This window comes from Hyphomonas atlantica corrig. (assembly GCF_000682715.1).
GTDB lineage: Bacteria > Pseudomonadota > Alphaproteobacteria > Caulobacterales > Hyphomonadaceae > Hyphomonas > Hyphomonas atlantica.
The window spans coordinates 1-23,647 of the sequence record NZ_AWFH01000004.1 but is presented as its reverse complement, the minus strand read 5'-3'; the positions used below and the strand labels follow the sequence as shown (position 1 = coordinate 23,647).

26 protein-coding genes are annotated in these 23,647 nt (G+C 59.3%); 16 read left to right on the top strand and 10 right to left on the bottom strand.

All coding sequences use genetic code 11. From position 1 onward, the window contains the following. Positions 1 to 5: 5 nt before the first annotated feature. The 5 genes from HY36_RS04510 to HY36_RS04490 all read left to right on the top strand — a co-directional run bounded on the left by HY36_RS04510 (position 6) and on the right by HY36_RS04490 (position 5,451). Positions 6 to 827 (top strand): S1 family peptidase, encoded by an 822-nt coding sequence (locus HY36_RS04510; RefSeq protein ID WP_035549161.1) that lies wholly within the window; start codon positions 6 to 8, stop codon positions 825 to 827. Continuing rightward, on the top strand, positions 824 to 1,723 hold the full coding sequence (gene pyrF / locus HY36_RS04505) for an orotidine-5'-phosphate decarboxylase (protein WP_035549159.1): 900 nt from the start codon (positions 824 to 826) through the stop codon (positions 1,721 to 1,723). Before HY36_RS04510 ends, pyrF begins: the two co-directional genes overlap by 4 nt. Positions 1,724 to 1,822: 99 nt before the next feature. Continuing rightward, the gene (locus HY36_RS04500) at positions 1,823 to 3,979 is read left to right on the top strand and encodes a PQQ-dependent dehydrogenase, methanol/ethanol family (protein ID WP_035549157.1); all 2,157 of its coding nucleotides are present in this window, start codon (positions 1,823 to 1,825) and stop codon (positions 3,977 to 3,979) included. A 47-nt stretch (positions 3,980 to 4,026) separates the two neighbouring features. After that, positions 4,027 to 4,566: a TerB family tellurite resistance protein gene (locus HY36_RS04495; RefSeq protein WP_035549151.1), complete on the top strand. Its 540-nt coding sequence runs from the start codon at positions 4,027 to 4,029 to the stop codon at positions 4,564 to 4,566. A 60-nt stretch (positions 4,567 to 4,626) separates the two neighbouring features. Then, positions 4,627 to 5,451 (top strand): sulfotransferase domain-containing protein, encoded by an 825-nt coding sequence (locus HY36_RS04490; RefSeq protein WP_035549149.1) that lies wholly within the window; start codon positions 4,627 to 4,629, stop codon positions 5,449 to 5,451. Here HY36_RS04490 and HY36_RS04485 read toward each other — a convergent pair. Further along, on the bottom strand, positions 5,435 to 6,115 hold the full coding sequence (locus HY36_RS04485; RefSeq protein ID WP_035549147.1) for a glutathione S-transferase family protein: 681 nt from the start codon (positions 6,113 to 6,115) through the stop codon (positions 5,435 to 5,437). The two genes, HY36_RS04490 and HY36_RS04485, sit on opposite strands and share 17 nt — an antisense overlap. Then, positions 6,112 to 6,408 carry a YciI family protein gene (locus HY36_RS04480; RefSeq protein ID WP_051602505.1) on the bottom strand — a complete coding sequence of 99 codons (297 nt, stop codon included), beginning with the start codon at positions 6,406 to 6,408 and terminating at the stop codon, positions 6,112 to 6,114. The genes HY36_RS04485 and HY36_RS04480 overlap by 4 nt, the downstream gene beginning before the upstream one ends. Positions 6,409 to 6,544: 136 nt before the next feature. On the opposite strand from HY36_RS04480, the gene HY36_RS04475 reads away from it, so the two are divergent. Continuing rightward, positions 6,545 to 7,165 carry a TetR/AcrR family transcriptional regulator gene (locus HY36_RS04475; protein ID WP_035549144.1) on the top strand — a complete coding sequence of 207 codons (621 nt, stop codon included), beginning with the start codon at positions 6,545 to 6,547 and terminating at the stop codon, positions 7,163 to 7,165. 231 nt (positions 7,166 to 7,396) lie between these two features. On the opposite strand, the gene tsaD is transcribed toward HY36_RS04475, so the two are convergent. Continuing rightward, entirely contained in the window at positions 7,397 to 8,506 is a 1,110-nt protein-coding gene (gene tsaD, locus HY36_RS04470; protein ID WP_035549141.1) for a tRNA (adenosine(37)-N6)-threonylcarbamoyltransferase complex transferase subunit TsaD, read from the bottom strand. A 60-nt stretch (positions 8,507 to 8,566) separates the two neighbouring features. Here tsaD and HY36_RS17650 point away from each other — a divergent pair, with 60 nt between their 5' ends. Continuing rightward, positions 8,567 to 9,439, top strand: coding sequence for a hypothetical protein (locus tag HY36_RS17650; RefSeq protein ID WP_051602504.1), 873 nt, complete (start codon positions 8,567 to 8,569; stop codon positions 9,437 to 9,439). A gap of 19 nt (positions 9,440 to 9,458) precedes the next feature. Continuing rightward, positions 9,459 to 9,860 (top strand): globin, encoded by a 402-nt coding sequence (locus HY36_RS04460; RefSeq protein ID WP_051602503.1) that lies wholly within the window; start codon positions 9,459 to 9,461, stop codon positions 9,858 to 9,860. Between the two features lie 25 nt (positions 9,861 to 9,885). Here HY36_RS04460 and HY36_RS04455 read toward each other — a convergent pair whose 3' ends face one another. Continuing rightward, entirely contained in the window at positions 9,886 to 10,692 is an 807-nt protein-coding gene (locus HY36_RS04455; protein WP_035549140.1) for an enoyl-CoA hydratase/isomerase family protein, read from the bottom strand. Positions 10,693 to 10,746: 54 nt separating this feature from the next. Continuing rightward, positions 10,747 to 11,586: a class I SAM-dependent methyltransferase gene (locus HY36_RS04450; RefSeq protein WP_035549137.1), complete on the bottom strand. Its 840-nt coding sequence runs from the start codon at positions 11,584 to 11,586 to the stop codon at positions 10,747 to 10,749. 76 nt (positions 11,587 to 11,662) lie between these two features. Between HY36_RS04450 and HY36_RS04445 the strand changes: the two genes are divergently transcribed. After that, positions 11,663 to 12,097, top strand: a complete 435-nt coding sequence (locus HY36_RS04445; RefSeq protein WP_035549135.1) for a helix-turn-helix domain-containing protein — start codon at positions 11,663 to 11,665, stop codon at positions 12,095 to 12,097. Here the strand turns inward: HY36_RS04445 and lepA are convergent. Further along, positions 12,094 to 13,899, bottom strand: a complete 1,806-nt coding sequence (gene lepA / locus HY36_RS04440; protein ID WP_035549133.1) for a translation elongation factor 4 — start codon at positions 13,897 to 13,899, stop codon at positions 12,094 to 12,096. The two genes, HY36_RS04445 and lepA, sit on opposite strands and share 4 nt — an antisense overlap. Before the next feature lie 184 nt (positions 13,900 to 14,083). Here lepA and HY36_RS04435 point away from each other — a divergent pair, with 184 nt between their 5' ends. Then, complete coding sequence (locus HY36_RS04435) at positions 14,084 to 14,578, top strand: ferritin-like domain-containing protein (RefSeq protein ID WP_035549128.1); 495 nt, start codon at positions 14,084 to 14,086, stop codon at positions 14,576 to 14,578. 88 nt (positions 14,579 to 14,666) lie between these two features. On the opposite strand, the gene HY36_RS04430 is transcribed toward HY36_RS04435, so the two are convergent. Next, on the bottom strand, positions 14,667 to 16,256 hold the full coding sequence (locus HY36_RS04430; RefSeq protein WP_035549125.1) for an AbgT family transporter: 1,590 nt from the start codon (positions 16,254 to 16,256) through the stop codon (positions 14,667 to 14,669). A 155-nt stretch (positions 16,257 to 16,411) separates the two neighbouring features. Here HY36_RS04430 and HY36_RS04425 point away from each other — a divergent pair, with 155 nt between their 5' ends. The 3 genes from HY36_RS04425 (at position 16,412) to HY36_RS04415 (ending at position 19,274) form a co-directional block, all read left to right on the top strand. Beyond that, entirely contained in the window at positions 16,412 to 17,509 is a 1,098-nt protein-coding gene (locus tag HY36_RS04425) for an aromatic ring-hydroxylating oxygenase subunit alpha (RefSeq protein ID WP_035549118.1), read from the top strand. Positions 17,510 to 17,611: 102 nt separating this feature from the next. Next, positions 17,612 to 18,652, top strand: a complete 1,041-nt coding sequence (locus HY36_RS04420) for a hypothetical protein (protein ID WP_035549115.1) — start codon at positions 17,612 to 17,614, stop codon at positions 18,650 to 18,652. A gap of 319 nt (positions 18,653 to 18,971) precedes the next feature. Beyond that, entirely contained in the window at positions 18,972 to 19,274 is a 303-nt protein-coding gene (locus HY36_RS04415; protein ID WP_035549112.1) for a GIY-YIG nuclease family protein, read from the top strand. A gap of 503 nt (positions 19,275 to 19,777) precedes the next feature. Here HY36_RS04415 and HY36_RS04410 read toward each other — a convergent pair. Both HY36_RS04410 and HY36_RS04405 read right to left on the bottom strand, forming a co-directional pair. Then, positions 19,778 to 20,059, bottom strand: coding sequence for a CRISPR-associated endoribonuclease Cas2 (locus HY36_RS04410; protein WP_035549109.1), 282 nt, complete (start codon positions 20,057 to 20,059; stop codon positions 19,778 to 19,780). A gap of 171 nt (positions 20,060 to 20,230) precedes the next feature. Then, entirely contained in the window at positions 20,231 to 20,491 is a 261-nt protein-coding gene (locus tag HY36_RS04405; protein WP_035549107.1) for a DUF6471 domain-containing protein, read from the bottom strand. A 97-nt stretch (positions 20,492 to 20,588) separates the two neighbouring features. Here HY36_RS04405 and HY36_RS04400 point away from each other — a divergent pair, with 97 nt between their 5' ends. The 3 genes from HY36_RS04400 to HY36_RS04390 all read left to right on the top strand — a co-directional run bounded on the left by HY36_RS04400 (position 20,589) and on the right by HY36_RS04390 (position 23,089). Next, complete coding sequence (locus HY36_RS04400) at positions 20,589 to 21,551, top strand: IS1595 family transposase (protein ID WP_035549334.1); 963 nt, start codon at positions 20,589 to 20,591, stop codon at positions 21,549 to 21,551. Positions 21,552 to 21,636: 85 nt separating this feature from the next. Next, entirely contained in the window at positions 21,637 to 22,656 is a 1,020-nt protein-coding gene (locus tag HY36_RS04395) for a P63C domain-containing protein (RefSeq protein WP_162175947.1), read from the top strand. A 241-nt stretch (positions 22,657 to 22,897) separates the two neighbouring features. Then, positions 22,898 to 23,089 (top strand): hypothetical protein, encoded by a 192-nt coding sequence (locus HY36_RS04390; protein WP_035549104.1) that lies wholly within the window; start codon positions 22,898 to 22,900, stop codon positions 23,087 to 23,089. Between the two features lie 18 nt (positions 23,090 to 23,107). On the opposite strand, the gene HY36_RS04385 is transcribed toward HY36_RS04390, so the two are convergent. Beyond that, positions 23,108 to 23,581, bottom strand: coding sequence for a hypothetical protein (locus HY36_RS04385; RefSeq protein ID WP_035549101.1), 474 nt, complete (start codon positions 23,579 to 23,581; stop codon positions 23,108 to 23,110). Positions 23,582 to 23,647: the final 66 nt, after the last annotated feature.

The following is a 23,647-nucleotide window of genomic DNA, read 5'->3' as shown; positions in this document are numbered from 1 at the left end:
ACTTCATGCGTTCGTTCGACTGGGTGATCTATGCGTTGGTTCTGGGCGTTGTCGTCTGGACCCTGTTCTCGCGAGATCCGAAAGCGGACGCGCCGGAGCCTCCGATTGCCCAGATCGAATCAGAAGGCCCGACGCTGCCGCCGCCCTCTCCGCTGGATGAACAGGTGCTGGTGCAGGTCAGCGAACCGAAAGACGGGATCGGAACAGCTTTCGCCGTAAACACGTCGGGCCAGTGGATCACGGCGCGGCATGTCGTCGATGGATGTAATTCTGTCGGCCTGCTCGTCGCCCCCGGCCAATATGTTCCGGTCGACAGTATTGTCGTGGACCCTGATCACGACCTGGCCTTGCTGACGACAGGTCGTAGCCCGAACCCGGTGAAACTGGATCTGGAATCTCCGCTCCGGATCGGCACCTATGGCTATCATGTTGGCTATCCACAGGGGCGCCCGGGGGAAGTGGCGACCAAGCTGATGTCCCGCTCGAAACTGATCACACGGGGCCGCAGGGAAGGGGCAGAGCCCATTCTCGCCTGGGCCGAGATCGGACGCACACGCGGCCTGACCGGGCCGCTCGGGGGCATCTCCGGTGGGCCGGTGTTTGACGCGAATGGTGCGGTACGGGGCGTGATTGTCGCGGAAAGCCCGCGTCGTGGCCGCATCTATACCGCCGCGCCGACCTCTGTCGATGCCTTCCTGACCAGTCTGAGCATCAACCGCGAAGACGGTCCAACCGAAGTCTTCGCTGAAGAGACCTATGGTCCTGTATCTGATAATGCCCGCCGCCGTTTGCAGGTGGTGAAAGTGGCCTGCCGGGTGACCCCATGACACATTTTGCTTCTCATCTCATCGCTGGCGCGCGCCAGCTGGGCCCGCTTTGCGTGGGCATTGACCCGCATCCCGGGCGCATCCCTGCCCTGTTTGGCGGCGACACACCAGACGGGCTGGCGGCCTGGGGCGAAGCCGTGGTCGCCGCAGCAGCTGGCCGCGCCTGTGTGGTGAAACCTCAAGTCGGCCTGTTCGAGCGCCATGGACCGGACGGCATGCGCGCCCTTCAGCGCGTGTGTGATGCGTCGAAAGCGGCGGGTCTCATGGTCATCACAGATGCGAAACGTGGCGACATAGGCACGACTGCCAAAGGGTATGCTGCTGCCTATCTGTCACAGGACGCGCCATTCTATTCTGATGCTGTCACGGTGAACCCGTACATGGGCATGGACACGCTGGAGCCGTTCCTTCAACAGGCCGAAGCGAATGGGAAGGGCGTCGTCGTATTGGCGCGAACGTCCAATCCTGGGTCTGCCGATTTCCAGGCAAAGGATCTTGAAGGCGCGCCGCTTTACGCCCGCGTGGTTGAGGCACTCGCCCCCGCGATAGAGCGCCTCAAAGGCGCGGATGGCTGGTCCAGCTTGATGCTGGTGGCCGGGGCGACAGGGCCAGATGAGGCTCGCAAACTCAGGACACTCGCGCCGGACGCCTTGTTTCTCGTGCCCGGATATGGCGCGCAGGGCGGTGGCGCGGCGGATGCGCTTGCCGGTTTTGCGGAAGTGGACGGGCGTCTTGAAGGTGGTGTGGTGAACGCCTCGCGGTCGGTAACTTTCCCTGACGGTTCGGAATCTGCCGCCGACAAGACGGCGTGGACGTCCCTTGTCGAGGCTGCGATTGATGCGGCGCAGGCCGATCTCTCCACGCATGCGCGGCTTGGCGCGGCAACGCTCGCCTGACCTAAAGACAGGTCTCGACAATCGGCCTGCCTCCACTACTCTCGCACTCCAAAGCGGCATCAGACCGTTTCAAGGAAACGAACAGGGAGAGGAACCGCCATGACACACTGGCAGTCCACACTGATTGCAGGGGCATCCTTTGCAATTCTCGTCGCTTGCGGGCAGGCGAAAACCGCCGATCAGGCCCCATCGGCGGAACCGGAAGCCTTCGCGGCGGTCGACACCCAGCGCATCAGCACGGGCAGCGCAGGCGAGGAATGGCTGACATATGGCGGCACCTATGATGAGCAGCGCCATTCCAGCCTGACGAACGTCAACACGGACACGGTCTCCGATCTCGGCGTGGCATGGACCTATGATCTGGCGACAAATCGCGGCGTGGAATCGACCCCCATCGTGGTTGACGGTGTAATGTATGTCACTTCGGCCTGGTCGCTGGTCTACGCGCTGGACGCAAAGACAGGCGAAGAGCTGTGGGTCTATGATCCGGACGTGGATCGCGCTGTGGGTGTTAAGGCCTGTTGTGATGTCGTGAACCGCGGGGTCGCTGTCTATGATGGCAAGGTTTATGTCGGTATCATTGATGGCCGGCTGGAGGCGTTGGACGCCGAAACCGGCGAAGTCGTCTGGAGCAAGGTAACCGTCGACCAGTCCAAGCCCTACACGATCACCGGCGCGCCGCGCGTGGTGAACGGCAAAGTGTTGATCGGCAATGGCGGCGCGGAGTTGGGTGTGCGCGGCTACATCTCTGCTTATGATGCGAATACCGGCGACAAGGTCTGGCGGTTCTACACGGTGCCCAATCCTGAAAAACAGCCGGATGGCGAAGTGTCCGATGCCGCATTTGAGGACATCGGCAATGTCACATGGGGCGATGACGGCGCATGGGTCACCGATGGCGGTGGCGGCACCGTCTGGGATTCCATCGTGTATGACGAGGTCAACGACCAAATCATCTTCGGCGTAGGGAATGGCTCTCCCTGGAACCGTGATTTCCGTGATCCGTCTGGCGGTGACAATCTCTTCCTGTCGTCGATTGTCGCGGTGGATCCCGAAACCGGCACCTATAAATGGCACTTCCAGACGACGCCGGGCGACAATTGGGACTACACGGCAACGCAGACCATTATTCTGGCCGACCTGCCGCTCGGCGAAGATGGTGCAAGCCGCCGCATCGCGATGCAGGCCCCCAAGAACGGCTTCTTCTACGTACTGGATGCCGAGACCGGGGAGTTCCTGTCCGGGGATGCTTTCGTCCCGCAGAATTGGACAACCGGCCTGGATGAGAATGGCCGCCCCATCGAGATCGCGGATGCGCGGTATGGAGAAGTGCCTTACCAGCAGACACCCGGTCCTCTCGGGGCGCACAACTGGCACCCGATGGCCTTCAATCCGGAGCTGAACCTCGCCTACATTCCGGCGCAGGAGATCCCGCAGGCCTATGCACGCGATCCGCGGTTCGAGAGTGACGCGATCGCCTGGAATACCGGTGCGGACTTTTCCGCAGGTGTGCCCCCGATTGCCCCGCCGGAGGTCGCCAAATTCCTTCGCTCAAGCTTGAAGGGCCGCCTGATTGCGTGGGATCCGATTGCCGGAGAGCCGCGCTGGACGGTCGAGCACGACAATGCCTGGAATGGGGGGGTACTGTCCACGGCGGGCGGTTTGGTATTTCAAGGAAAGCTGAATGGTGAGTTTGCCGCTTATGACGCGGCAACTGGCGACAAGCTCTGGAGCCATGACTTGAAGTCTGGCGGCGCGTCTGGCCCGGGCACATTCATGATTGACGGCGAGCAGTACGTTACGATCACAACGGGCTGGGGCAGCGCCTTTGGTCTGTCAGCAGGCTTTGCCTATGACGAGACGGTGCCTTCCACGGTCGGCAAGGTCGTGACGTTCAAGTTGGGCGGTGAGGGTGAGATTGCAGATCCCGATTTCCCGATGATCGACAAGACGCCCAAAGCGGATTCCTTTGGCGACGAGACAATGATCGCGGAAGGCGCGGTCCACTATGCGCGCAATTGCACGGTTTGCCATGGGCCGCTGGCGGTCAGCTCGGGTGTCCTGCCAGACTTGCGCTGGTCCGCCATCACCGGGAACGAAACCGCATGGAAAGGCGTCGTGATCGATGGCAATTTGGCGGTGAACGGCATGGTGTCCTTTGCGGATTATCTGACCCCGGAGCAGTCGGAATCCATCCGCGCCTATGTGCTCGCTCAGGCCCATGCAGCTGCGACGGCCGAGGCTGGCGAGAACTGACCGTTTTGTGAGTGGCGCGGCCTGCGGGGGCGCGCTACATTGTGCCCATGCACATTCTGGTCCTGATATTCGGCATCCTGATGACGATTGGCGTTTGGTCATGGCGTCTCCAGATGGCACGCCGTGGCGCGAAGGCGGCGCTGGATGCAGCTGGCGCCATCGCGAATGCACCGCGCCGGTTCGCCTTTCGCTACAAGGCGGGGAAGGGTGGCATCAGCCTGATCGAAGACCCGAGAGAGGCCGCTGCCATCATGATGATGGAGGTGGCCCGTGCCCGCGAAGGCCCGCTGACGGAGGCGCAGGCAAGAGTGATCGATCAGGAAATGATCGCCCACTTCAATTTCACGCAGGCCGAGGCGGACGAGTTGTCTGCCCATGCCGCCTGGGTGATGAATTCCCTGCCGGACCCGCAAGCGGCCATGCGTAAGCTCAGCCAACTCATCGTGAGTGCGCCTCAGCTCGGCCCAAAGGAAATTGTCGATCTCGACGCCATGCTGGTCGCCGTCTCCGAGGCCGAAGGCGTGCCGACGCGGGAACAACTTACCCTGTTGCAAGTGTTCAGAGACAAGGCAGGCCTGAAGACCTGACCCGCTCAGCCGCTTAACAGTGGTTGCGCGCCTCGCCCCGGCGCAATAGGGATTCAGTCCATGTCAGAGTCTCTTCCCAGTGAATATCGCGCCAAGGTGTTCAACGAATCCTGGACGAATTTCTCCGTCCTGCGGCATGGCCGGTTCGATGGCATGCTGGTCACGTCAAAGAATTCCGGGACCCATTGGCTGAAATACATGTTGGCGGTGGCGTTGGCGGAAACGTATGGCATCGCCCATCCGCCCTATTTCTCGGAGAACGCCGTGCGGCCTTATATTGGCTGGCCCAAGGATGATGTGACGTTCCCACAGCTTCCACGACTGGCCTTCAGCCACACGATCCCGCACCATCTGGCCGAATGGGGATGGGCGCGCAGCATGGCCAGCCTGCCGCCTTACGTGCTGGCGGTGCGCCATCCCATGTCCATTCTCGCCAGCCATCACGCCAAATGGGAATATGACATCAAGGTTGACTGGCTGACCTATCTGAAAGGCGATCCCGGCGGGTCGAAGTATCGCTGCGATCTCTACTGGCTTGCCCGCTTCTGGAACCGTTGGGGCGATATCCGGGCCAAGCATGGCGACAGCATCTTCCTGGTCCAGTACGAGCAGACCCAGAAAGACCCGCGCGCCATCCTTCAAGCCGTATCGGACCATTGGGGGCTGGGCCTGACGGCGATGGCGCTGGATACGGCGCTCGCAGCAGGCACAAAGGAAGCGATGGCCGAAAAGGTCGACCCGGACGCTGAACCCAACGTGCTGCAGAATCGCAAGACTCCGCTGTCAGAACTGTTCACCGGAGAGGCGATGGACATTTATGCCGATCATGTCCGAACCCTGTTCCGGCACGATCTGGACTATGACCTGCTCAGCCTTCCGGCTTGAGATAACCGCTTGAGCGTCCGTCGGGCGTGTACTTGATCCACCAGGGTTCGGCTTCAGCCTGCTTTTCCAGTTCCAGGAAAAGCGGGTCTTCCAGCACGGCTGCCGAGTATTCCGCAGCGGCGCCCGTCAGGGGCAGGCCATAGGTGCGGAAACGTGTCACGACCGGCGCGTAGAAAGCGTCAGCCGCGCTCCATTTGCCAAACAGGAAATCCCCGCCCGCGCCATGTTGCGCGCGCATCTCGTCCCACATCGTCTGGATGCGGGCAATGTCGGCCTCAAGCGCTTCAGTCATGTCCGGCGTTTCAGAGCGGCTGCGAATGTCCATCGGGCATGCCTTGCGCAGTGCCGGGAAGCCTGCATGCATTTCGCTTGTCACCGCGCGGGCGATCGCGCGCTTGCCAGCGTCCTCTGGCCAGACCGCTCCGACAGGGGCCCAGTCTGCAATCCATTCGGTGATGGCCAGGCTTTCCCACACCGTCACATCATCCCAGATCAGCAGCGGCACCTTCGCCGTCGGGCTGATCTCTTTCAGCTTTGCGGATGTGTCCGGGAAATCGAGCGGCACGATCACTTCTTCCACGGGCAGGCCAATACGGCGCGCAACCAGCAGCGGCCGGATCGACCAGCTGGAATAGTTCAGGTTTCCGAGGATGAGCTGTCTCATGCAGGCTTTCCTTCTCCGACCAGCCATTTGACTTCATGCACGTGCGTGTGGCCGAACACGCCAGCCTTCGCATAGGGGTCTTCGGCGCCGAGCGCCTTCGCGGCGGCCAGGCTCTCGACCTTTATCAGGCAGAGTGAGCCGATCATCTGACCATCTTCCGACATCAAGGGCCCGGCCATGCGCACGGAGTCGCCCAGTGTTTGCACCCAGGCAAGGTGGGCCGGGCGGTTGGCAGCGCGCAGCTCTGCGCCATTGATTTCATTGTCGAGATTGTGGAAGGCAAAAAGCGGCATCTATCTGGGCTCCGGCAGCAGTATGTGTGTTCAGGCGTATGGCATATTGCCCTTGTCCTGCCCATAGGGGGGAATTGAGGAACAAATCGGCTGAATGAATCATTGATCCTTCAGTAACTCGGAGTATGGTGCCCGCATGAACGACACAACCGATACCCGCCAGCTCATTCTGGATGCCGCGATGGAGCGCATCGTCCATTATGGTTACTCGAAGACGACGATGTCCGAGATTGCCAAGGACTGCAACATGTCCGCGGGCAACATCTATCGCTTCTTCGCGTCCAAGCTGGACATTGCCGAGGCGATCGCGCGCAAGTTCAATTCCGAGCTGTACCAAACCTATGCGGGAATCTGTCGCCAGTCTGATTCTGCCGCAGATCGCCTGCGCCGGTTTTTCGAATTCAGCATGGTGCGCACCTTTGAAGCCTTTGAGGAAAAGGACAAGTTGATCGAGCTGGCTGAGACGCTGAGCGACGAGCGTCCGCTCTTCTTCAACGAGCAGCTGGCGCAGGAGCGCGTCTACCTCGTCCAGATTCTCGAAGCCGGTATGGATGCCGGAGAATTCCGGCAGATCGAGCACAAGGACGAGACGGCCGAGATGATCCAGGCGGCGATGATGAAGTTCCGGTTCCCGCAAATGTTCTCGCACCTGACGCTGCCGAAACTGAAGCGTGAGCAGGCCGGTGTGATGAACCTTGTTCTCGCTGGATTGTCCCCTGGTGCGACAATTCCGGATCGCAAAATAGATAAACTCTGAACATTTTCGTTTTCATTCATTGATTATTATTCAGGTCGTTGCTATATGGCAGGCATCGGCAGCGATTGGCGCTGTCGTTTCATGCTGAAAGATCAGAACAATGACCCTGTCCAAGACCGAAGCCCGCCAGTCCCTGGTCGCTCTTCTTGCGGCACTTCCGGTGGCGGTTGCCATCCTCGCCGCAACATATTCGCTGGCTGAGTACGTCGTTTAGACTTTGATGGGGCCGTTCTAGGCCTTAGCGCCTCGGCGGCCCGTATCGTAAACAGGGGCGGCCTTCGCGGCGGCCTCGTCCAGCGGCCAGCGCGGTCTCGCCCCGGTGGCAAGGTCGCCGGCGTCACCTTCCACCAGTCCGGCAGCCAGTCGCTCCGCACCCGCCAGCGCGATCATTGCCGCATTGTCCGTACAGTGCCGTAGCGGCGGCGCAATCAGTGTCGCGCCAGCCTCCTCGGCCACGCGGGTCAATGCGGCCCGGATCGCTTTGTTGGCCGCAACACCCCCAGCGACGACAAAGCGTTTATGTCCGTCTTCACCCGGATCAAAATCAGCCAGAGCCAATGCGGCCTTGGTTGAGAGAATGTCGGTCACGGCGCCTTGGAAACTGGCGCAGAGATCCTTCAGCTCAGCTTCTGACATGTCCGTGTCTGCGGCTGCGCGTGCAACAGCCGTTTTCAAGCCTGCAAAGCTCATGTCCAGTCCCGGCCGGTTAAGCAGGGGGCGGGGCAGGTCAAAGGCCTCCGCATTCCCGCCTTCCGCCAGCCGCTCAACTGCAGGGCCGCCCGGAAAGCCAAGGCCAAGTGTCTTGGCCGTCTTGTCGAACGCTTCTCCGACGGCGTCATCAATCGTCGAGCCGAGCCTGCGATACTGGCCAAGACCCCTGACTTCCAGGAATTGGCAATGCCCGCCTGAGACGAGCAATAACAGGTAGGGGAACGGGCAGTCATTCCCGAGCCGCGGGCTCAGCGCATGACCTTCCAGATGGTTCACCGCCACAAAGGGCTTGCTGGCTGCCTGCGCGATCGCCTTGCCGGTCATCATGCCGACGAGCACCCCGCCGATCAGGCCGGGCCCCGATGTGGCCGCCACGCCATCCAGCTCTGAATAGGAAACGCCTGATTCATGCATCGCGGCCTTCACGGTGAGGTCCGCGAGTTCGGCATGCGCTCGCGCAGCGATTTCCGGCACCACGCCGAGATAAGGTGCGTGTTCTTCCAGCTGAGTGCGGATCACGTCCGACAACAGCTCGGCCCGCCCATCCGTCAGGCGCAGAACGGCGGCGGCGGTCTCGTCGCAGCTGGTTTCAATGCCCAGAACTGTCAGCGTCTTGCTCATGCAGGGCATGTAAGCGCCTCATTCCCATTTGGAAAGCGCGGCCCGCAGGCGCTATATTCAGGAAAAACAATGGGAGGAAGCATTGTGGCGACACCGTTTCGGTGGAACATCGCCCGTCGGGAGCAGTTGGGTAGCCTGATTTCCGGGGTTTCGCCGCCGCAGCGGCTGAACGACATGTTCCTTGAATCCCTTCGCGCGACCGCTGCGCGCATCCTGGCCCATGCCAACCGGTCTGACCTCGCCTTCATCGGGCGCACGCCGGAAAACCTCTATGATTACCTGTCCGGATGTTTCGAGGGCTTGCGCGATACGCCTCAGCTTCATCTTGTCCAATACTCGCTCCGCAATGCGGGCTCGGTTGAGCAATTGCCGGAGTCTACGCGACAGGGCTTGTTTGACTATCTTACTGCCTTGGGCCTCGGACCAAAGGCCATTGCGACGGGGCCACGCCCGATTGCCCTGGTCGACTTCGTCGCGTCCGGCGGCACGATGGAAGGGCTGATCCGCCTGATGAAGATGCAGGCAGAACAAGAAGGGCAGGACTGGACCGCCGTTCAGCGAAGACTGCGCATCATTGGCCTGCGTGTGCGCACGAAGAACTCCCCCAATACCTGGCGCTGGCAACAGCATCAGGACTGGCTGCACTTCATTCCGGACACGATCATCCGCAATGTCTCCGCGCCTGCCGCCTTTCTCTACTATCTGGGCAATGACCAACCCAAGGTGACTGCCAGCTTTCATCCGGGGCGATGGGCCGAGGAGGAAGGCGCGGCGCGGCGTCCCAGCCGTGACCAGCAGGCCGCGCTCGGCTTTGCGACGCAGCTCTATGATCTTGGCCGGACACGCGAAGAGCGCCAGAATCTTGCCAAACGCATCGCCCGTCACCGAAAGATGAACCAACGCGCCACGCGTCGTCTCGTCTTGCGATTGCGTGGCGGGTGAGGGGCCGGTAGGGTGACTCATGACCTCGTCTGACCAGATCATGCATTCCCTTGAACGCTTCGGCGCGTTGTGCGCCGATCCCGCACCGCTGATTTACCAGCGCCTGTTCGCGCAGCATCCGGAGTTTGAAGACCTTTTCGCGATGGACAGTGATGGCGGCGTACGTGGCTCCATGCTGACCACCTGTTTCGAATGCATCATTGGCCTTGCCGAAGGCAGCCAGTTGCCGCGCTTTGAGCTTCAGTCCGCCCGCCTCTCACATCAGGGCTATGGTGTGCCGGAGGCCAGGCTGGACGACATGTTCACCATTATCCGTGATACCTGCCGGGACACGCTGGCAGGGGAGTGGACCCCTGCCATGGACACTGCGTGGGCGGAGATTCTGTCAGAGATCGCCAGTATGAACCACGCTCCGGCCTGAGCCAGGCAGGCCGGAGCGCTTGGCTCTATTGACCCTTGAAGGCAGCCGGTCGCTTTTCGAGGAACGCCATCATGCCTTCGCGGGCGTCTTCTGTTTTCAACAGGGGCAGCAATTGCAGGAAGACATGATGCACATGTTCCGTAAACGGCTCAGACAGTCCCATCCGCATCAACCGCTTGGACGCCTGCACGGCGAGCGGCGCATTGGCGGCGATTTCCTTTGCCATTGCGCGGGCTTCATCCATCAGCGTGTCGTGCGGCACGACTTTTGCGCACAGGCGTTCGGCCAGGCAGTCCTCAGCGCTCAGGGTTCGGCCGGTGAAGATCAGCTCGCATGCTTTCTCCCAACCCAACATGCGGGGCAGGAACCAGGTGCCGCCCGATTCCGGCAGGATGCCGCGCTTGGTGAAGGCCGCCGCCATCTTGGCCTTGTCCGACATGATGCGGATGTCACAGCCGAGCGCGGTGTCCATGCCATAGCCAGCCGCGCCGCCATTGATGGCGCAGATGGTGGGCGTGTCCATGTTGAACAATACAGTTGGCGGTGTATTGCGCAGGTCCAGCGTCGCGCTCGCAACTGCGCCAGACCCGATGCCTTCGCCCTTGGTCGCGCTTTCCAGATTGAGCCCCGCACAAAAGGCCCTGCCCGCACCGGTCAGGATCACGCAGCGCACACCTTTGTCGGCGTCCGCTTTCAGCAGCGCCTCGCACAATTCATCCAGCATGGGGCCGGAAATCGTGTTCATCCGCTCCGGCGCATTCAGCGTGATGGTCGCCACATGGTCGGCCACCTCATAAAGAATTTCGGCTGGTTTTGTGTCTGTGTCCGCCACGGCGTATCTCCCTCTTGTTTTGGAAGGGAAGGTAACGCGGTCAGGCGAGTGGGCCTAGGCTGCCCTCGCGGCAGTCTTCCAGCAGGCTGCCGTGAAGACGATTTCGTCGCCCACGGCAAATTCCATAAAGGCAGCTCGGACCACTTCGATTACCTTTTCTTTGATCGCCTCATCCACGCCTTGCGCCATCGCATACCCGACCGGGCCCATCAGTGAGACATAGAGGTCCAGCGCAGAGAGCGGAAACCGGCATTCCACGTCCAGCTTGCCAGTCGTGACATCCTGCCATCCGGCCTCGGACAGAATGCGCTCCACGCGTGCAGAATCGGCAAAGCCAAACTGGCCCCGCGCGTTCGGCTCGCGCACTGGAAGGTCTGGCAGCAAGGGACGGGCGGCGGCTTCAGCGGCCGTCATGAACGGGTTCTCCGCCGGGTCACGCCAACTGAGCAGCACCATACTGGCTTCCGGTGCAGCGGCGCGGTTCAGATTGCGAAAGGCCGCGACGGGATCTTCAAAGAACATCACGCCGAAGCGGGAGGTGATCAGATCATGATGATTGGCGGCAAATTCATGCGTCTGGGCATCAGCCACAATGAATTCGGCGTTTGACCCGGCTTCAGCAGCCCGTTTGCGGGCATGCGTGATCATCGTCCCGGATATGTCGAGGCCAAGGCATTCTGCATCCGCGCCAAGGGCGCTGCTCATCGCCAGGGTCGTCGCGCCGGTGCCGCAGCCAATGTCCAGCACGCGGGCCGCCCCCGCTGCCGTCGCGGTCTCAACCAGTATGCGCTCGAATGGCGTGAAGGCCGCATCCAGCAGCGCCTGCGCCCGCACCCAAGCCTTGCCGCCCGGGCCGTTCCACAACTCTTCCTGATCCTTGTTTGCGATGCTCATCCTGCCTGCCTTTTCCTTGCCTACTTGCGTTGATGACGGCATCCTGCCACTTCAAGTCAGCTTGAGGTCAAGACCTATGTTGGAAATTTCCGACGTCGCAAAGCAATCCGGCATCCCGGCCTCCACCCTGCGCTATTATGAAGAGCGTGGCTTGATCCGCTCGGCCGGGCGGCGGGGCCTGCGCCGCCTATTCGAGCCGGACGTGCTGGAACGGCTCGGCCTCATTTCCCTCGGCCGTGCCGCCGGTTTCACGCTGGAAGAGATTGCCGCCATGATGTCGGAAGAGGGGCCCCGCATCGAACGCACCGCGCTCGTCTCAAAGGCGGAAGAATTGGACGAAAAAATCCGTCAGTTGACGATCATGCGCGATGGCCTGCGCCACGCCGCCAATTGCCGCGCGCCGAGCCATATGGAATGTCCGCACTTCCGCCGCATCCTCCGCGCCGCCATGACGGGGCGGATTTCGGTGGGCTCTGGTAGATCAACGGGCCTTAACGGACGGAACGATTAGTCCCCATCCATCCGGAGTGCCGCCACAAAGGCTTCCTGCGGAATCTCTACCTTGCCGAACTGGCGCATGCGTTTTTTACCGGCGGCCTGCTTGTCGAGCAGTTTCCGCTTCCGGCTGGCGTCGCCGCCATAGCATTTCGCCGTCACATCCTTGCGCAGGGCACTGAGCGTTTCGCGTGCGATCACCTTGCCGCCAATGGCTGCCTGGATCGGGATCTTGAACATCTGGCGGGGGATCAGATCCTTCAGCCGCTCACACATCTGCCGGCCCCGGCTTTCGGCGCGGTCGCGGTGCACCAGCATGGCGAGCGCATCGACCGGCTCGTCATTCACCAGGATCTGCAGCTTGACGAGATTCTCTGCGCGGTGGCCGACAATCTCATAGTCAAAGCTGGCATAGCCGCGGCTGATGGATTTGAGGCGGTCATAGAAATCGAACACGACTTCGTTGAGCGGCAGCTCATACTTCACCATTGCGCGCCCGCCGACATAGGATAGCTCGGTCTGGATGCCGCGCCGGTCCTGGCAGAGCTTCAGAATGCCGCCGAGATATTCGTCCGGCGTGTAGATCGTGGCATTGATCCACGGCTCGCGGATTTCCTTGATCTTGGTCACTTCCGGCATGTCGGCCGGATTGTGCAGCTCGATCTCCGTATCGTCCGTCATCGTCATTTCATAGACAACGCTCGGCGCGGTCGCGATCAGGTCCAGGTCGAACTCGCGGCTGAGGCGTTCCTGGATGATTTCCAGGTGCAACAGGCCGAGGAAGCCGCAGCGGAAGCCCATGCCCAGCGCGGCAGAGGTTTCCATCTCCCACGTGAAGCTCGCATCATTCAGGCGCAGCTTGCCCATCGCGGCGCGCAGTTCATCAAAATCATTTGCGTCCATCGGGAACAGGCCACAGAATACGACTGGTTGCACGTCCTTATAGCCGGGCAGGGCCTTGTCCGTTGGGCGCTTTTCTTCCGTGATCGTATCACCGATGGCCGTGTCGCTGACTTCCTTGATGGAGGCGACGAGGAAGCCGACTTCGCCCGGCCCCAGCGCATCGGTTTCGGTAATCTTCGGATTGAACGTGCCCACCTTGTCGACCTCATAGGTCGCGCCGGTGCGCATCATCTTGATCTTCTGCTTCTTCTTCAGCACGCCATCATGCACGCGCACGATGACGACAACGCCCAGATATGGGTCGTAATACGCGTCAACCAGCGCGGCCTTCAGCGGGGCATCCGCCTCGCCCGTTTGCGGGGCGGGCAGGCGCTGGACGATGGCCTCCAGCACATCGGGGACGCCAAGACCCGTCTTGGCCGAGATTTCCAGTGCGTCAGACGCGTCGAGCCCGATCACGTCCTCGATCTGCGCTTTCACGCGGTCAACGTCTGCGGCGGGCAAATCCACCTTGTTGAGCACGGGCACAATTTCATGATCCTGGTCGATCGCCTGATAGACATTGGCCAGTGTCTGCGCTTCGACGCCTTGGCTGGCATCAACCACCAGAAGTGAGCCTTCGCATGCGGCGAGACAGCGGCTGACCTCATAGGCGAAGTCCACATGCCCCGGCGTGTCCATCAGGTTCAGCACATAGGTTTCGCCGTCCTGCGCCGTATAGGTCAGGCGCACGGTCTGGGCCTTGATGGTGATGCCGCGCTCTTTCTCGATGTCCATCGAGTCGAGCACCTGTTCCTTCATCTCACGGTCGGTCAGGCCGCCGCAATGCTGGATGAGGCGGTCGGCCAGCGTCGACTTGCCATGGTCGATATGGGCGATGATCGAGAAATTGCGGATTTTGTCACGTGATATCATGGGCGGGATATAGCCGCGCTTTGCCCTGTCGGGAAGCGGTCTCGTTCAGGCAGAGCATGCCACAGGGCCGCAGACGGGCAGAATATCGCTGTTTTCCATTAAATTCGGGCAATTCCGGAACGATTGGCCCGGCCTTCCATTGATTCGACGTCACAAGAATACCAACGCACGGAAGGATTCCCCCATGAGTATCACCACTCTGAATGATCTCTACATTGACCAGCTGCAAGACCTTTACAGCGCCAACCGCCAGTCCCTGAAAGTCACGCAGAAGCTTGCCGACAAGGCCAGCAATGCAAAGCTGAAAGACGCGCTCCAGCGCGGCGTGAAGGGTATCGAAGACGGTATTGACGCCGTTGAGGGCCTGATCCGCAAGCACGAGGCCGATCCGCGCGGCGAATTCTGCCAGGGCATGGAAGGCCTGGTGAAGGAAGCCAAGGCGCACGCCATTGAGGCCGATATTGACGACAAGGATGTGCTCGATGCGTCGATCATCTCCCAATACCAGCGCATGACCCACTATGCCCTGGCCGGCTATGGCACCGTTGTTGCCTTTGCCCGCCGCCTGCGCTTGAGCGATGATGTACGCACGCTGCAAGCCTGCCTCGACAGCACTTATTCCGGCGACCGGGAAATGTCTCAGCTGGCCGAAGGCGAAGTGAACCGCGAAGCCGCCTAAGGCGCCTCGCATACCCTGCCAATAGGGGAGGAAGCCCGGCTCTGACTTCTGTCAGGCCGGGCTTGCCATGTCTCTCGCTGTCTCTTGCCTATCCGCCGGTACCAGGAACGGTGATGTGCGCCGGCGCGCCGGGGCCGAAATCGAGCCCCAGGAAGATCCAGCCCATCATCAGCACCACGCCCGTGATCAGCATCCAGACCGAATACGGGATCATCATTGCCGTCAGGCTGCCGAGGCCGAAATCACTTTGCCAGCGACGCGCAAACACCAGGATCAGCGGGAAGTAGACCATCAGCGGCGTGATGATGTTGGTTGCGCCATCGCCCACGCGATACGCTGCCGTCGCACCTTCCGGGCTGACACCCAGCAGCATCAGCATCGGCACCAGCACAGGCGCCAATAGCGCCCACTTCGCGCTGGCCGAGCCGACGAACAGGTTCAAAAGCGCCGAGAACAGCACGATGAGGCCCAGAACGATCGGCAGCGGCAGGCCGCTGGACTGGATCGCATCTGCGCCATGCACTGCCGAGATCAGGCCTAGATTCGACCAGCCGAACATTGCCACGAAATGCGCCGCCGCGAAGGCGAGGACGAGGTAATAGCCCAGATCCTTCATCGCCTCGGTCATCATGTTCACGAGGTCACGGTGATTGTTGATCGTATTGGCCGCCGCGCCATAGGCCCAGCCTGCCGCCAGGAACAGGATGAGGAAACCTGCCACCAGCGACCGGAAGAATGGCCCGGCCTTCTGGTACCACGGGTCGCCATCTGTGCCCGGTCCATCCGCCAGAAGCGGCGTACCCGGCCCGAACGTCATCAGGGCCCACAGGGCGCACACGCCCAGCACGGCGAGCCCGGCCATGCGCAGGCCCTTTTGCTGCTCAGCGGTCAGCGGCTTGTCTTCATCGCCCGCCTGAACAGCTGCGTCCGGGGCAGGGGTCCATTTGCCAAGGCGCGGTTCGATCACCTTGTCCGTCACGAACCAGATGACCGGCAGGTAGATCAGAAGCAGCGCGATGATGAAGTAGGTGTTGCCGGCAATGTTCATCGTCCAGCCCGCATCGATATTGCTCGCGCCATAGGCTGCTTCAGTGATGCCGAACAACAGCGCGTCGAGTTGGCCGGGCGAGATATTGGCCGAAAACCCGCCCGAGACGCCCGCAAAGGCCGCGGCGATCCCTGCCAGAGGGTGGCGCCCGGCCGAGGCAAACAGGATGCCTGCCAGCGGGATCATCACCACATAGCCCGCATCGGCGGCATGGTTCGACAGCATGGCCACCAGCGCGACCAGCGGCGTCAGCAGGAATTTCGGCGCATTGCGCACGGCCGCGCGAATTGCGCTTGAGAACAGGCCCGAGCGCTCTGCCACGCCCGCGCCCAGCATCACGACCAGCACATAGCCAAGTGGATGGAAGTGTGTGAACGTTTTCGGCATCTCCACCCAGAGCCGCTGGATGTTTTCCGCCGAGAACAGGCTGGCCGACTCGATGATCAACGGCGTGCCGCCGTCTGTTACCTGCGTCGGGTGCGGCGCGCTGAAACTGGTCCAGGCCGCGATCTGCGAAATCGCCATCAGGGCGATGATCAGGTAGAAGAACAGGAAGACCGGATCGGGCAGGCGGTTGCCCGTCTTCTCCACCCATCCCAGGAATCCCTTATTGGTCACTGTCTCGGCCATGCCCGATACCCCATTGTTTCCTCGCCAAAGGCGACACCATATTGCCAATTGCCGCGCTGGCAATATTCGGCGCCATATGCGCGACAGCCCGAACACTGGTTCGCCCCTGTCAAATGCGGTAATCAGGCGTCTCACTTGAACAAACGGCCCCGCCCATGCCCGACACACAGCACAATGCGCCCAAGCAGGGCATCACCGATAATGGCTTCCTGACGGATAGCTGGTATCTGGCCGCGCCCTCGGATGAGCTGAAGCCCGGCAAGCAGCAGCGCATCATGGTGCTGGGCGAACCCGTCGTGGTCGGCCGCACTCCGGCAGGGGAGGCGTTCGCCCTGCGCGATATCTGCCCGCACCGGCTTGTGCCGCTATCGGCGGGCCAGCAGCTGGAAACCGATGGCGAGTGGACGCTGCAATGCCCTTATCATGGCTGGCGCTTCGGCACGGATGGCGGCTGCAAGCTGATGCCATCCCTTACAGACGACAGCCCCTATGACCCGTCAAAGGTCAAGGTGCGTCGCTATCCGGTGCATGAGGCCAATGGCGCGGTCTATCTCTATGTCGCGCACAACCCCCGCAGCGCGGAGCCGCCGGTCGTGCCCCCGCCGGAATTCGGCCCGCTGCCGGACAAGCCCGGTTTCGTCATCCATGATGTGTTCAACGCGCATATGGATGATGCCGTGGTCGGCCTGATGGATCCGGCCCATGTTCCGTTCGTGCACAATCAATGGTGGTGGCGCCCGCCCTCGGTGGGCCTGAAGCTGAAGGAAAAGCCCTTTGTGCCCACGACGCGCGGCTGGGCGATTGACCGTCACCCGCCCAGCTCGAACTCGAAACTCTATCGCTGGGTGTTTGGCGATGATGTGGAAACCGAAATCCGGTTTCAGCTGCCCGGCTATCGCTGGGAAATCATCTCGAACGACAAGGCGCGCCTCCTGACGCTTACCTGCCTGACGCCAGAGGCCCCGAAACGTACACGGATCACCCAGTTCACCTGGTGGACCGGCGCGCCGCTGCTCCACCTCGCCGTGCCGATCGCCAAGCCGATGGCCCGCAAATTCCTGCGCCAGGATGGCGACATGGTGGACCTGCAAAACCAGGGCATGGCCCACCAGAAGGCGATGATGTGGATCGACGACATCGACATCCAGGCCAAATGGTACCAGCGGCTAAAACGTGAGTGGACGGAATGCCGGACCGAGGGGCGGGATTTCGCGAACCCGATTGAGGCGCGGGTGCTGAGGTGGATGAGTTAGGGGTGAATCCAAACCACATGCCTTTATAGCGAATCGATCGAATATCTTTGGTGAACACAAATATTGATCTATGATTTCAATGAGTCGTGCCTGAGGTGAAACATGCAGCGCTTATTCGAGCTGTCCAATCACTATAAGAGAGTGATTAGGAGGTTCGACAACAACTCGCTTTGCGTGCTGTCACTTTTTGATGAATGCAATGGTGCTGCAGTAAATTCACACTCTATTTCTGCAGCAAATTTGAAGCTGATAGCCAATGATTCCGAAGTGATCCGTTTTGGGATGAATATGGTCTCAAGTACTGAGCAAGACTTCCTTGAAGAGCGCCCCATGACGGTAAGGTTAGCCTCTTGTTTCAAAGGGTTCTGCAAAGACCATGATCGTGACATATTTAAGCCAATAGACAGCAATCGACTCGACGTGACGCCAGAGAACATAGCGCTCTATATGTTTAGGGCTACCGCTCAAGAACTTTTCAAGAAGTCACGAAACTTGGCGATCTTCGACTCATACGAGATTTTAGATGATGCTGGTTTACCCAGTATTGAAAAACGCGCAATGGAGTATGGTACCCTTCTTGGATTAAGGGATAACCACGCAGCATTCATGGCCCAGCGGAAATTGATCAACTCACAGGATTTCTCCAGAATAAAGTATGCAAGCATAACCTTTCCAAAGCGTCTTCCTTTCGCATATTTGGCTGCAACAAACTTCAAATTTTTCCCTCAGTACCATGAGGTTGACCATCAGGCTGATGCTTCTGAGGATGGATGTGTGATTGGAGTAATACCTGTGGAAGGAGGGAGCCAATTCATTTTTGCTTGGAAGAAAGGGGCCGAGCGAATTGTTGCTCCAGTTGTGAAGCGTTTCAAATTTGCTCGGTCAGCATTGCAGGAGTTTGTGTTTCAGCTTGGTCTTGAGCACTCTGAGAACATTTTCTTTGAGCCCAAGTGGATCAATTCTCTTTCTCGGAACCAAAGGGAAAAAATGAAACAGGTCCAGCAAGAAAACATTCACTTGCTTTATTCAAACCCAAGCGCTCGACCGTTCTTCGGTATACTGAAGGACTTTGAATGTGGTGGATTGAGGCTGCAGACGAATTCTCTGAATTTCAGAACGAAAGTTAAAGGCTTTGCAAAATGAAGCAATGCAATGCTCAGCCTTCGCAGAAGGGCCGGTTAGCTAAGTGTAACCCTCCGTCCGTTCTCGCGGCATGGCGGGTCATGACCCGCCCTACGCATTTCCTCCCCTCCTGGCGTCACCCCCGACGCGCAGCGTCTGGGGGCCCATCTCTGAACGCGGCGACCGGGTGCGTCCGGTGCGGGGGGCGTGCGGGTTTCCCCACACATTACATGGCGTACTCTGTCATTTCGTTCAGAGATGGGTTCCCAGATGGCCTGCGGCCATCGGGAATGACGCGACCTTTGTTATTGTGTAGGGAGGTTGGGGAAGGGGGCTGGGCATGGCCAATGAGGACCGCATAATTGCCGTCTACATGATGGCCAATCGCAAGCAGGGCGCGCTCTACACCGGGGTTACGTCCCACCTTGTCCAGCGTGTCTGGCAACACCGTGAAGGCATTTTCGGCGGGTTCACGCAGAAGTATGGGTGCAAGACGCTCGTCTGGTATGAGTTGCATGATGAGATCAGCACAGCGATTGCTCGCGAAAAATCCCTGAAATCCTATCGCCGGAAAAACAAGATCAATCTGATCACGGAACGCAATCCCGATTGGAAGGATTTGTGGTTCGAGATTACGGGGTAGGGAACACGGTTTACCCTCTTTGGCGTCACCCCGACCGCGCCAGCGGTCTGGGGGCCCATCTCTGAAAGATGCGACGAGTGCGTCCTGCACGGTTCAGGGGATTCAGTCTCTTCCATGCCCCGGATTTCCTGCCGCGCCGTCCGGAGATGGGCCCCCTGATGGCTGTGCCATCGGGGGTGACGACGGCAAGTTACCGCCCCCAATCCGTCTGATACCCGCGCGTCCCATACTCTCCCTCTGCCCTCACAGGAGCCGGATCAGGTGCCGTTCTGGTTGTGGGGTCAGGGACAGGATGGGCTTTGCGGGAGGTGTACGGTCCTGCGGCATTATGGAGCAGACTCACCATAAATGGTGACCACTTGTAATTTATGGAACTTCAAGGCCCAGCATGGTGCCGGGCCTCAGTATGGAGAGTGAAATGAGAAACTATATTCTGCACATCATGGCCAAGGCGCTCGGCATATCGATCAAGATCGGAGAGGTATCAAGGGGTGCTCGCAGACCTACCGCTGAGGGGGATTTTTCTTCAGCCATTCATTAGTTCCGCCGATGGCGTTGGAATACCAATGATACTTGGTGAACTCGCTCACCATCAGGCGGTCGTCATCGTCCATATAGGTTTTGAGGTGATCATGCACTTCCTTTGCCGAATTGCTGAAGTTTCCCAACCAGACTGAATATTGGGTCTTGTGACAATCGAGCTCTTCCAATCGATCCCAGAGAGGCTGGTAATCGTGTGATCCCGTTTCGTTGCGAAGATCGTAAGCAATCAGATATATGGCCATGTGTTGGCCCTTTCCTGCTTGGAGGGGGCTTGACGAGTCAGGCGTTACAATCCACGAATAACCTGTGCACACCAAGCCCCTTCCGGGGTTACAGACAGAGCCCGCCCTGACCACGAATCAGCGCGGGCTCAACTGCAAGTGACGCTTAATTCAACCGCAGAGTCCAGACCTTCACCTTATGACCTGCAGGCCAAGAGCATCTCGGCACTGGAGAAGAAATGCGGCCGAAAACCCGCCGCGACTAATTTTGTTCTCCAGCCCGCGAGCGGTTATCTCTATACCCATAGCATTCAGCTTTTCAGCGAGCATGGCGTAATCCCCTTCGATCATGTCGCGAAGCAGGGCCTTTGCCTTCTCCTGGTACTCTGCATTAATGGGGGCATCCTTGCGCGGTTGCGCCTTGGGTGGCGGGCTCGACTTTACCAGTGTCATGGGACCTCCAAACAAATCACCATTTTCGGTGAAAATACCACTTGACGGCGATTCCGTAAATGGCCATATTCAAATCACCAAAAATGGTGATTACGAAATGGCTCAGCACTTCCTTCTCTCTCCCGCAGCAAAGACGCTTTCACTGGCGAAAATCCTCCGCATGTCGGACCAGGATGCCGAGAAGGCCTTCCGCATGATCCGCTGGGCGGACACAGATGGTGAGCCGGTCTGCCCTGAGTGCGGCTGCCTTGAGCACTACAACCTTAAGAGCCGTCCAGTCTGGAAGTGCAAGGGCTGTTCAAAGCAGTTCAGCCGGACCAGCGGCACGATCTTTCACAGCCGCAAGCTGAGCATCCGCGACATTCTCGGCGCGATTGCCATCTTCACCAATGGCGCAAAAGGATATTCCGCACTCCAACTGTCCCGCGATTTGGATATTGATTACAAGACCGCCTTCGTGCTGCTACACAAATGCCGTGAAGCGATAGGGCTTGCCCGTGACGCTGGCGCGCTCAGTGGAGACGTTGAGGTCGATGGCGCTTATTTCGGTGGCTACGTAAAGCCTGCCAACAAGCGCGAAGATCGCAAGGACCGCCGCAAGAAAATCCACCAGTCTGGCAAGCGCCAAGTCGTTGTTGTCATGCGTGAACGTGGCGGCCGTACCCTGACGCATGTGGGCGTATCTGAAGCGGAAGGCGTCGCTGCCGCCAAAGCGAACGTTGCCACTGGCGCGACTGTCCACGCTGACGAGGCTTCGCATTGGGACAAGCTGGCGGCTCACTTCCCGATAAAGCGGATCAATCACCAGAAGGCTTACTCACTGGATGGCGCATGCACCAACCAAGCTGAGAGCTTCTTTAGCCGCGTTCGCCGCGCCGAGATCGGCACTCACCACCATATCGCTGGCAAGTACCTCGCCGCCTATGCTGGCGAGATGGCATGGCGCGAGGATGCCCGCCGCGTCGCCAATGGCTCGCAGTTTGCCATGATAGTGAGTGCAGCGGCTATCGCACCAAAGTCTGACGTGTGGTGTGGATACTGGCAGCGCCAGCAAGCATAGAGCGGAAAAAAATGCTTGCATGCATGCTGCGACTCCTGCATGCATGCGGGGGTTGTTCTTATTCGGGTGCTTGCTGGAAGCTGATATGACTGAAACTCCTCAACAGAAGGGCGGCCTTGCTCGTACCGCTGCGCTTTCGGTTAGCCGACGTTCTGAGATCGCGCGCGCTGCTGCTAAAGCCCGTTGGGCAAAGCCTGAAGACGTGGGGAAGATGCCAGAGGCTAACTCGGCAGGCTCCCTACGCATCGGTGAAATTGAGATCGACTGTTATGTCCTCAAGGACAGGAGGCGACTGATCCACAAACGAGCTATGGCACGCGCGATTGGCTTGAAGTCAGATGGCGGAAACGCCCTGATGAAGACGCTTTCCCGGAAATCCTTGGGATCCATTATCCCACTAGAACTTCGCGAAAAGATTGATAACCCGATTGTTTTCAAGCCACTAAACGGGGATCCGGCGCATGGCTATGAGGCCACTGTGCTGATTGATCTATGCGATGCGTTGATGGTTGGACGAACGCAGCTCCACCCCTCTCAACAGTTTTTGGCCTATCAGGCTGAGATTATCCTCCGAGCTGCGGCTAAAATTGGTATCATCGCACTAGTCGATGAAGCAACGGGCTTCATCGAGGATAAGCGTAAGGACGAGTACCGGGAACTATGGCTACAGTTCATTCGGCACGAGTATGCCCGTTGGGAACAAGAGTTCCCGAACGAGCTTTTTGAAGCCTTCTATCAGATCTACGGCCTGAAACGCCTGAACCCAAAATCTACAAAGCATCCGAAATTCTTCGGCAAACTGATCCGGAAATACATCTATAAGCCGCTCGCCTCATCTAACGGCGCAATCCTTGAGGAGTTAGAGCAGAAAAATCCAGTCATCTACGCCAATGGTGGACGGCGCTATAAGCTGTTCCAGTTCCTAAGTGATGAAGTGGGCATGCCAGCGTTACGAGCGCATATTTGGCAAGTCGTTGCAATTGGCAGGTTGTCCAGCAACAAGAGGCAATTCGAAAGGAACTTCTACAAAGCGTTCCCTAGTGCTGCGGATCCCCACGGCGCTATGAACCTCGACCTGTTCGATGATTTGGAGGACGACGACTGATGGAACCCATATGACGACCGCTTCCTGGTGCTCTCGGGTCTAGCCACCCGTTTGCGTCAGCAGTCGCCACTAGGGCGGCAGGGGTCGGGGCCTTGCGCCCCGGCTCCACCCGCTCCGAGAATGGTCTCGAAGCGCAACAGATGACCGCTCAGCGGACATCACAGTGCAGTACGTTGTATGTGATTCATTCTTTCGAATCCGTCAACCCGCTGATCGGTCGCAGCCTTCAGAAAGGAAGGTTATGAAAGACCGTAAGGTAACTCCGGACATGGTTCCGGTGATCAAGTTGGCTAGGTTGAAAAAGTACAACTATGCGCGGATCGCGTCGTACTTTCAGATCAACCAGGGCCGCATTGCGGACGTTATGAAGGGGCGCATCTGTCCCGACATTCCGCCAGCAATGAGTCTGCCACCGGACTTCCCGATGGCGTAGCAACAGAGGAGGGCGACGCTAGTCGTCGCCTTCTTTTACTTTCCACAATTTGTAAGGCCCGTATGCCCCGTGGTCAGTAGTCTGGCCCGCGCACTCAACGAGCCCCTGCTTTATAGAGTCCTTTATCGCGTAGGTGACGCTACTTCGAGCTTTGTTGATGGTTTGGCGATCGTCGCCCATGTCACGCTCCCGCGCCCATAGTTCGGCAAGCTGGCGAGAGGTCATCGGCTCGGAAGCTTCGCGCAATGTAGCTAGAAGAAAGCGCTTTATACCGGTTCGGCGTGCTGGTTTCCTTTTTTCCGCAAATTCCTTAGCGGCCTCCGTTTCAGCGGACGGGTCAAACAACGTGATGACCGCCGCAATCTGATCTATTCCAGCATTTAGCCGCTTGATCTCAGCTTTGTGCCAGTCGCGAAGTTGGGTAAGCTCTTTGTGTTTGGCGATGAGGCCAGACACGGTGTTCGGACGGTCGTATCTGATTTCTTGTTCCATGACGGACTATCACCATAAAAGGTGAGGGAAATCAAGTCACCATTTATGGTGAGTCTGCTCCATAAT

Coding starts and splice junctions, on each gene's coding strand:
- HY36_RS04510 (WP_035549161.1), top strand. CDS start 6: ATGCGTTCGTTCGACTGGGTGATCTATGCGTTGGTTCTGGGCGTTGTC.
- pyrF (WP_035549159.1), top strand. CDS start 824: ATGACACATTTTGCTTCTCATCTCATCGCTGGCGCGCGCCAGCTGGGC.
- HY36_RS04500 (WP_035549157.1), top strand. CDS start 1,823: ATGACACACTGGCAGTCCACACTGATTGCAGGGGCATCCTTTGCAATT.
- HY36_RS04495 (WP_035549151.1), top strand. CDS start 4,027: ATGCACATTCTGGTCCTGATATTCGGCATCCTGATGACGATTGGCGTT.
- HY36_RS04490 (WP_035549149.1), top strand. CDS start 4,627: ATGTCAGAGTCTCTTCCCAGTGAATATCGCGCCAAGGTGTTCAACGAA.
- HY36_RS04485 (WP_035549147.1), bottom strand. CDS start 6,115: ATGAGACAGCTCATCCTCGGAAACCTGAACTATTCCAGCTGGTCGATC.
- HY36_RS04480 (WP_051602505.1), bottom strand. CDS start 6,408: ATGCCGCTTTTTGCCTTCCACAATCTCGACAATGAAATCAATGGCGCA.
- HY36_RS04475 (WP_035549144.1), top strand. CDS start 6,545: ATGAACGACACAACCGATACCCGCCAGCTCATTCTGGATGCCGCGATG.
- tsaD (WP_035549141.1), bottom strand. CDS start 8,506: ATGCCCTGCATGAGCAAGACGCTGACAGTTCTGGGCATTGAAACCAGC.
- HY36_RS17650 (WP_051602504.1), top strand. CDS start 8,567: ATGGGAGGAAGCATTGTGGCGACACCGTTTCGGTGGAACATCGCCCGT.
- HY36_RS04460 (WP_051602503.1), top strand. CDS start 9,459: ATGACCTCGTCTGACCAGATCATGCATTCCCTTGAACGCTTCGGCGCG.
- HY36_RS04450 (WP_035549137.1), bottom strand. CDS start 11,586: ATGAGCATCGCAAACAAGGATCAGGAAGAGTTGTGGAACGGCCCGGGC.
- HY36_RS04445 (WP_035549135.1), top strand. CDS start 11,663: ATGTTGGAAATTTCCGACGTCGCAAAGCAATCCGGCATCCCGGCCTCC.
- lepA (WP_035549133.1), bottom strand. CDS start 13,899: ATGATATCACGTGACAAAATCCGCAATTTCTCGATCATCGCCCATATC.
- HY36_RS04435 (WP_035549128.1), top strand. CDS start 14,084: ATGAGTATCACCACTCTGAATGATCTCTACATTGACCAGCTGCAAGAC.
- HY36_RS04430 (WP_035549125.1), bottom strand. CDS start 16,256: ATGGCCGAGACAGTGACCAATAAGGGATTCCTGGGATGGGTGGAGAAG.
- HY36_RS04425 (WP_035549118.1), top strand. CDS start 16,412: ATGCCCGACACACAGCACAATGCGCCCAAGCAGGGCATCACCGATAAT.
- HY36_RS04420 (WP_035549115.1), top strand. CDS start 17,612: ATGCAGCGCTTATTCGAGCTGTCCAATCACTATAAGAGAGTGATTAGG.
- HY36_RS04415 (WP_035549112.1), top strand. CDS start 18,972: ATGGCCAATGAGGACCGCATAATTGCCGTCTACATGATGGCCAATCGC.
- HY36_RS04410 (WP_035549109.1), bottom strand. CDS start 20,059: ATGGCCATATATCTGATTGCTTACGATCTTCGCAACGAAACGGGATCA.
- HY36_RS04405 (WP_035549107.1), bottom strand. CDS start 20,491: ATGACACTGGTAAAGTCGAGCCCGCCACCCAAGGCGCAACCGCGCAAG.
- HY36_RS04400 (WP_035549334.1), top strand. CDS start 20,589: ATGGCTCAGCACTTCCTTCTCTCTCCCGCAGCAAAGACGCTTTCACTG.
- HY36_RS04395 (WP_162175947.1), top strand. CDS start 21,637: ATGACTGAAACTCCTCAACAGAAGGGCGGCCTTGCTCGTACCGCTGCG.
- HY36_RS04390 (WP_035549104.1), top strand. CDS start 22,898: ATGAAAGACCGTAAGGTAACTCCGGACATGGTTCCGGTGATCAAGTTG.
- HY36_RS04385 (WP_035549101.1), bottom strand. CDS start 23,581: ATGGAACAAGAAATCAGATACGACCGTCCGAACACCGTGTCTGGCCTC.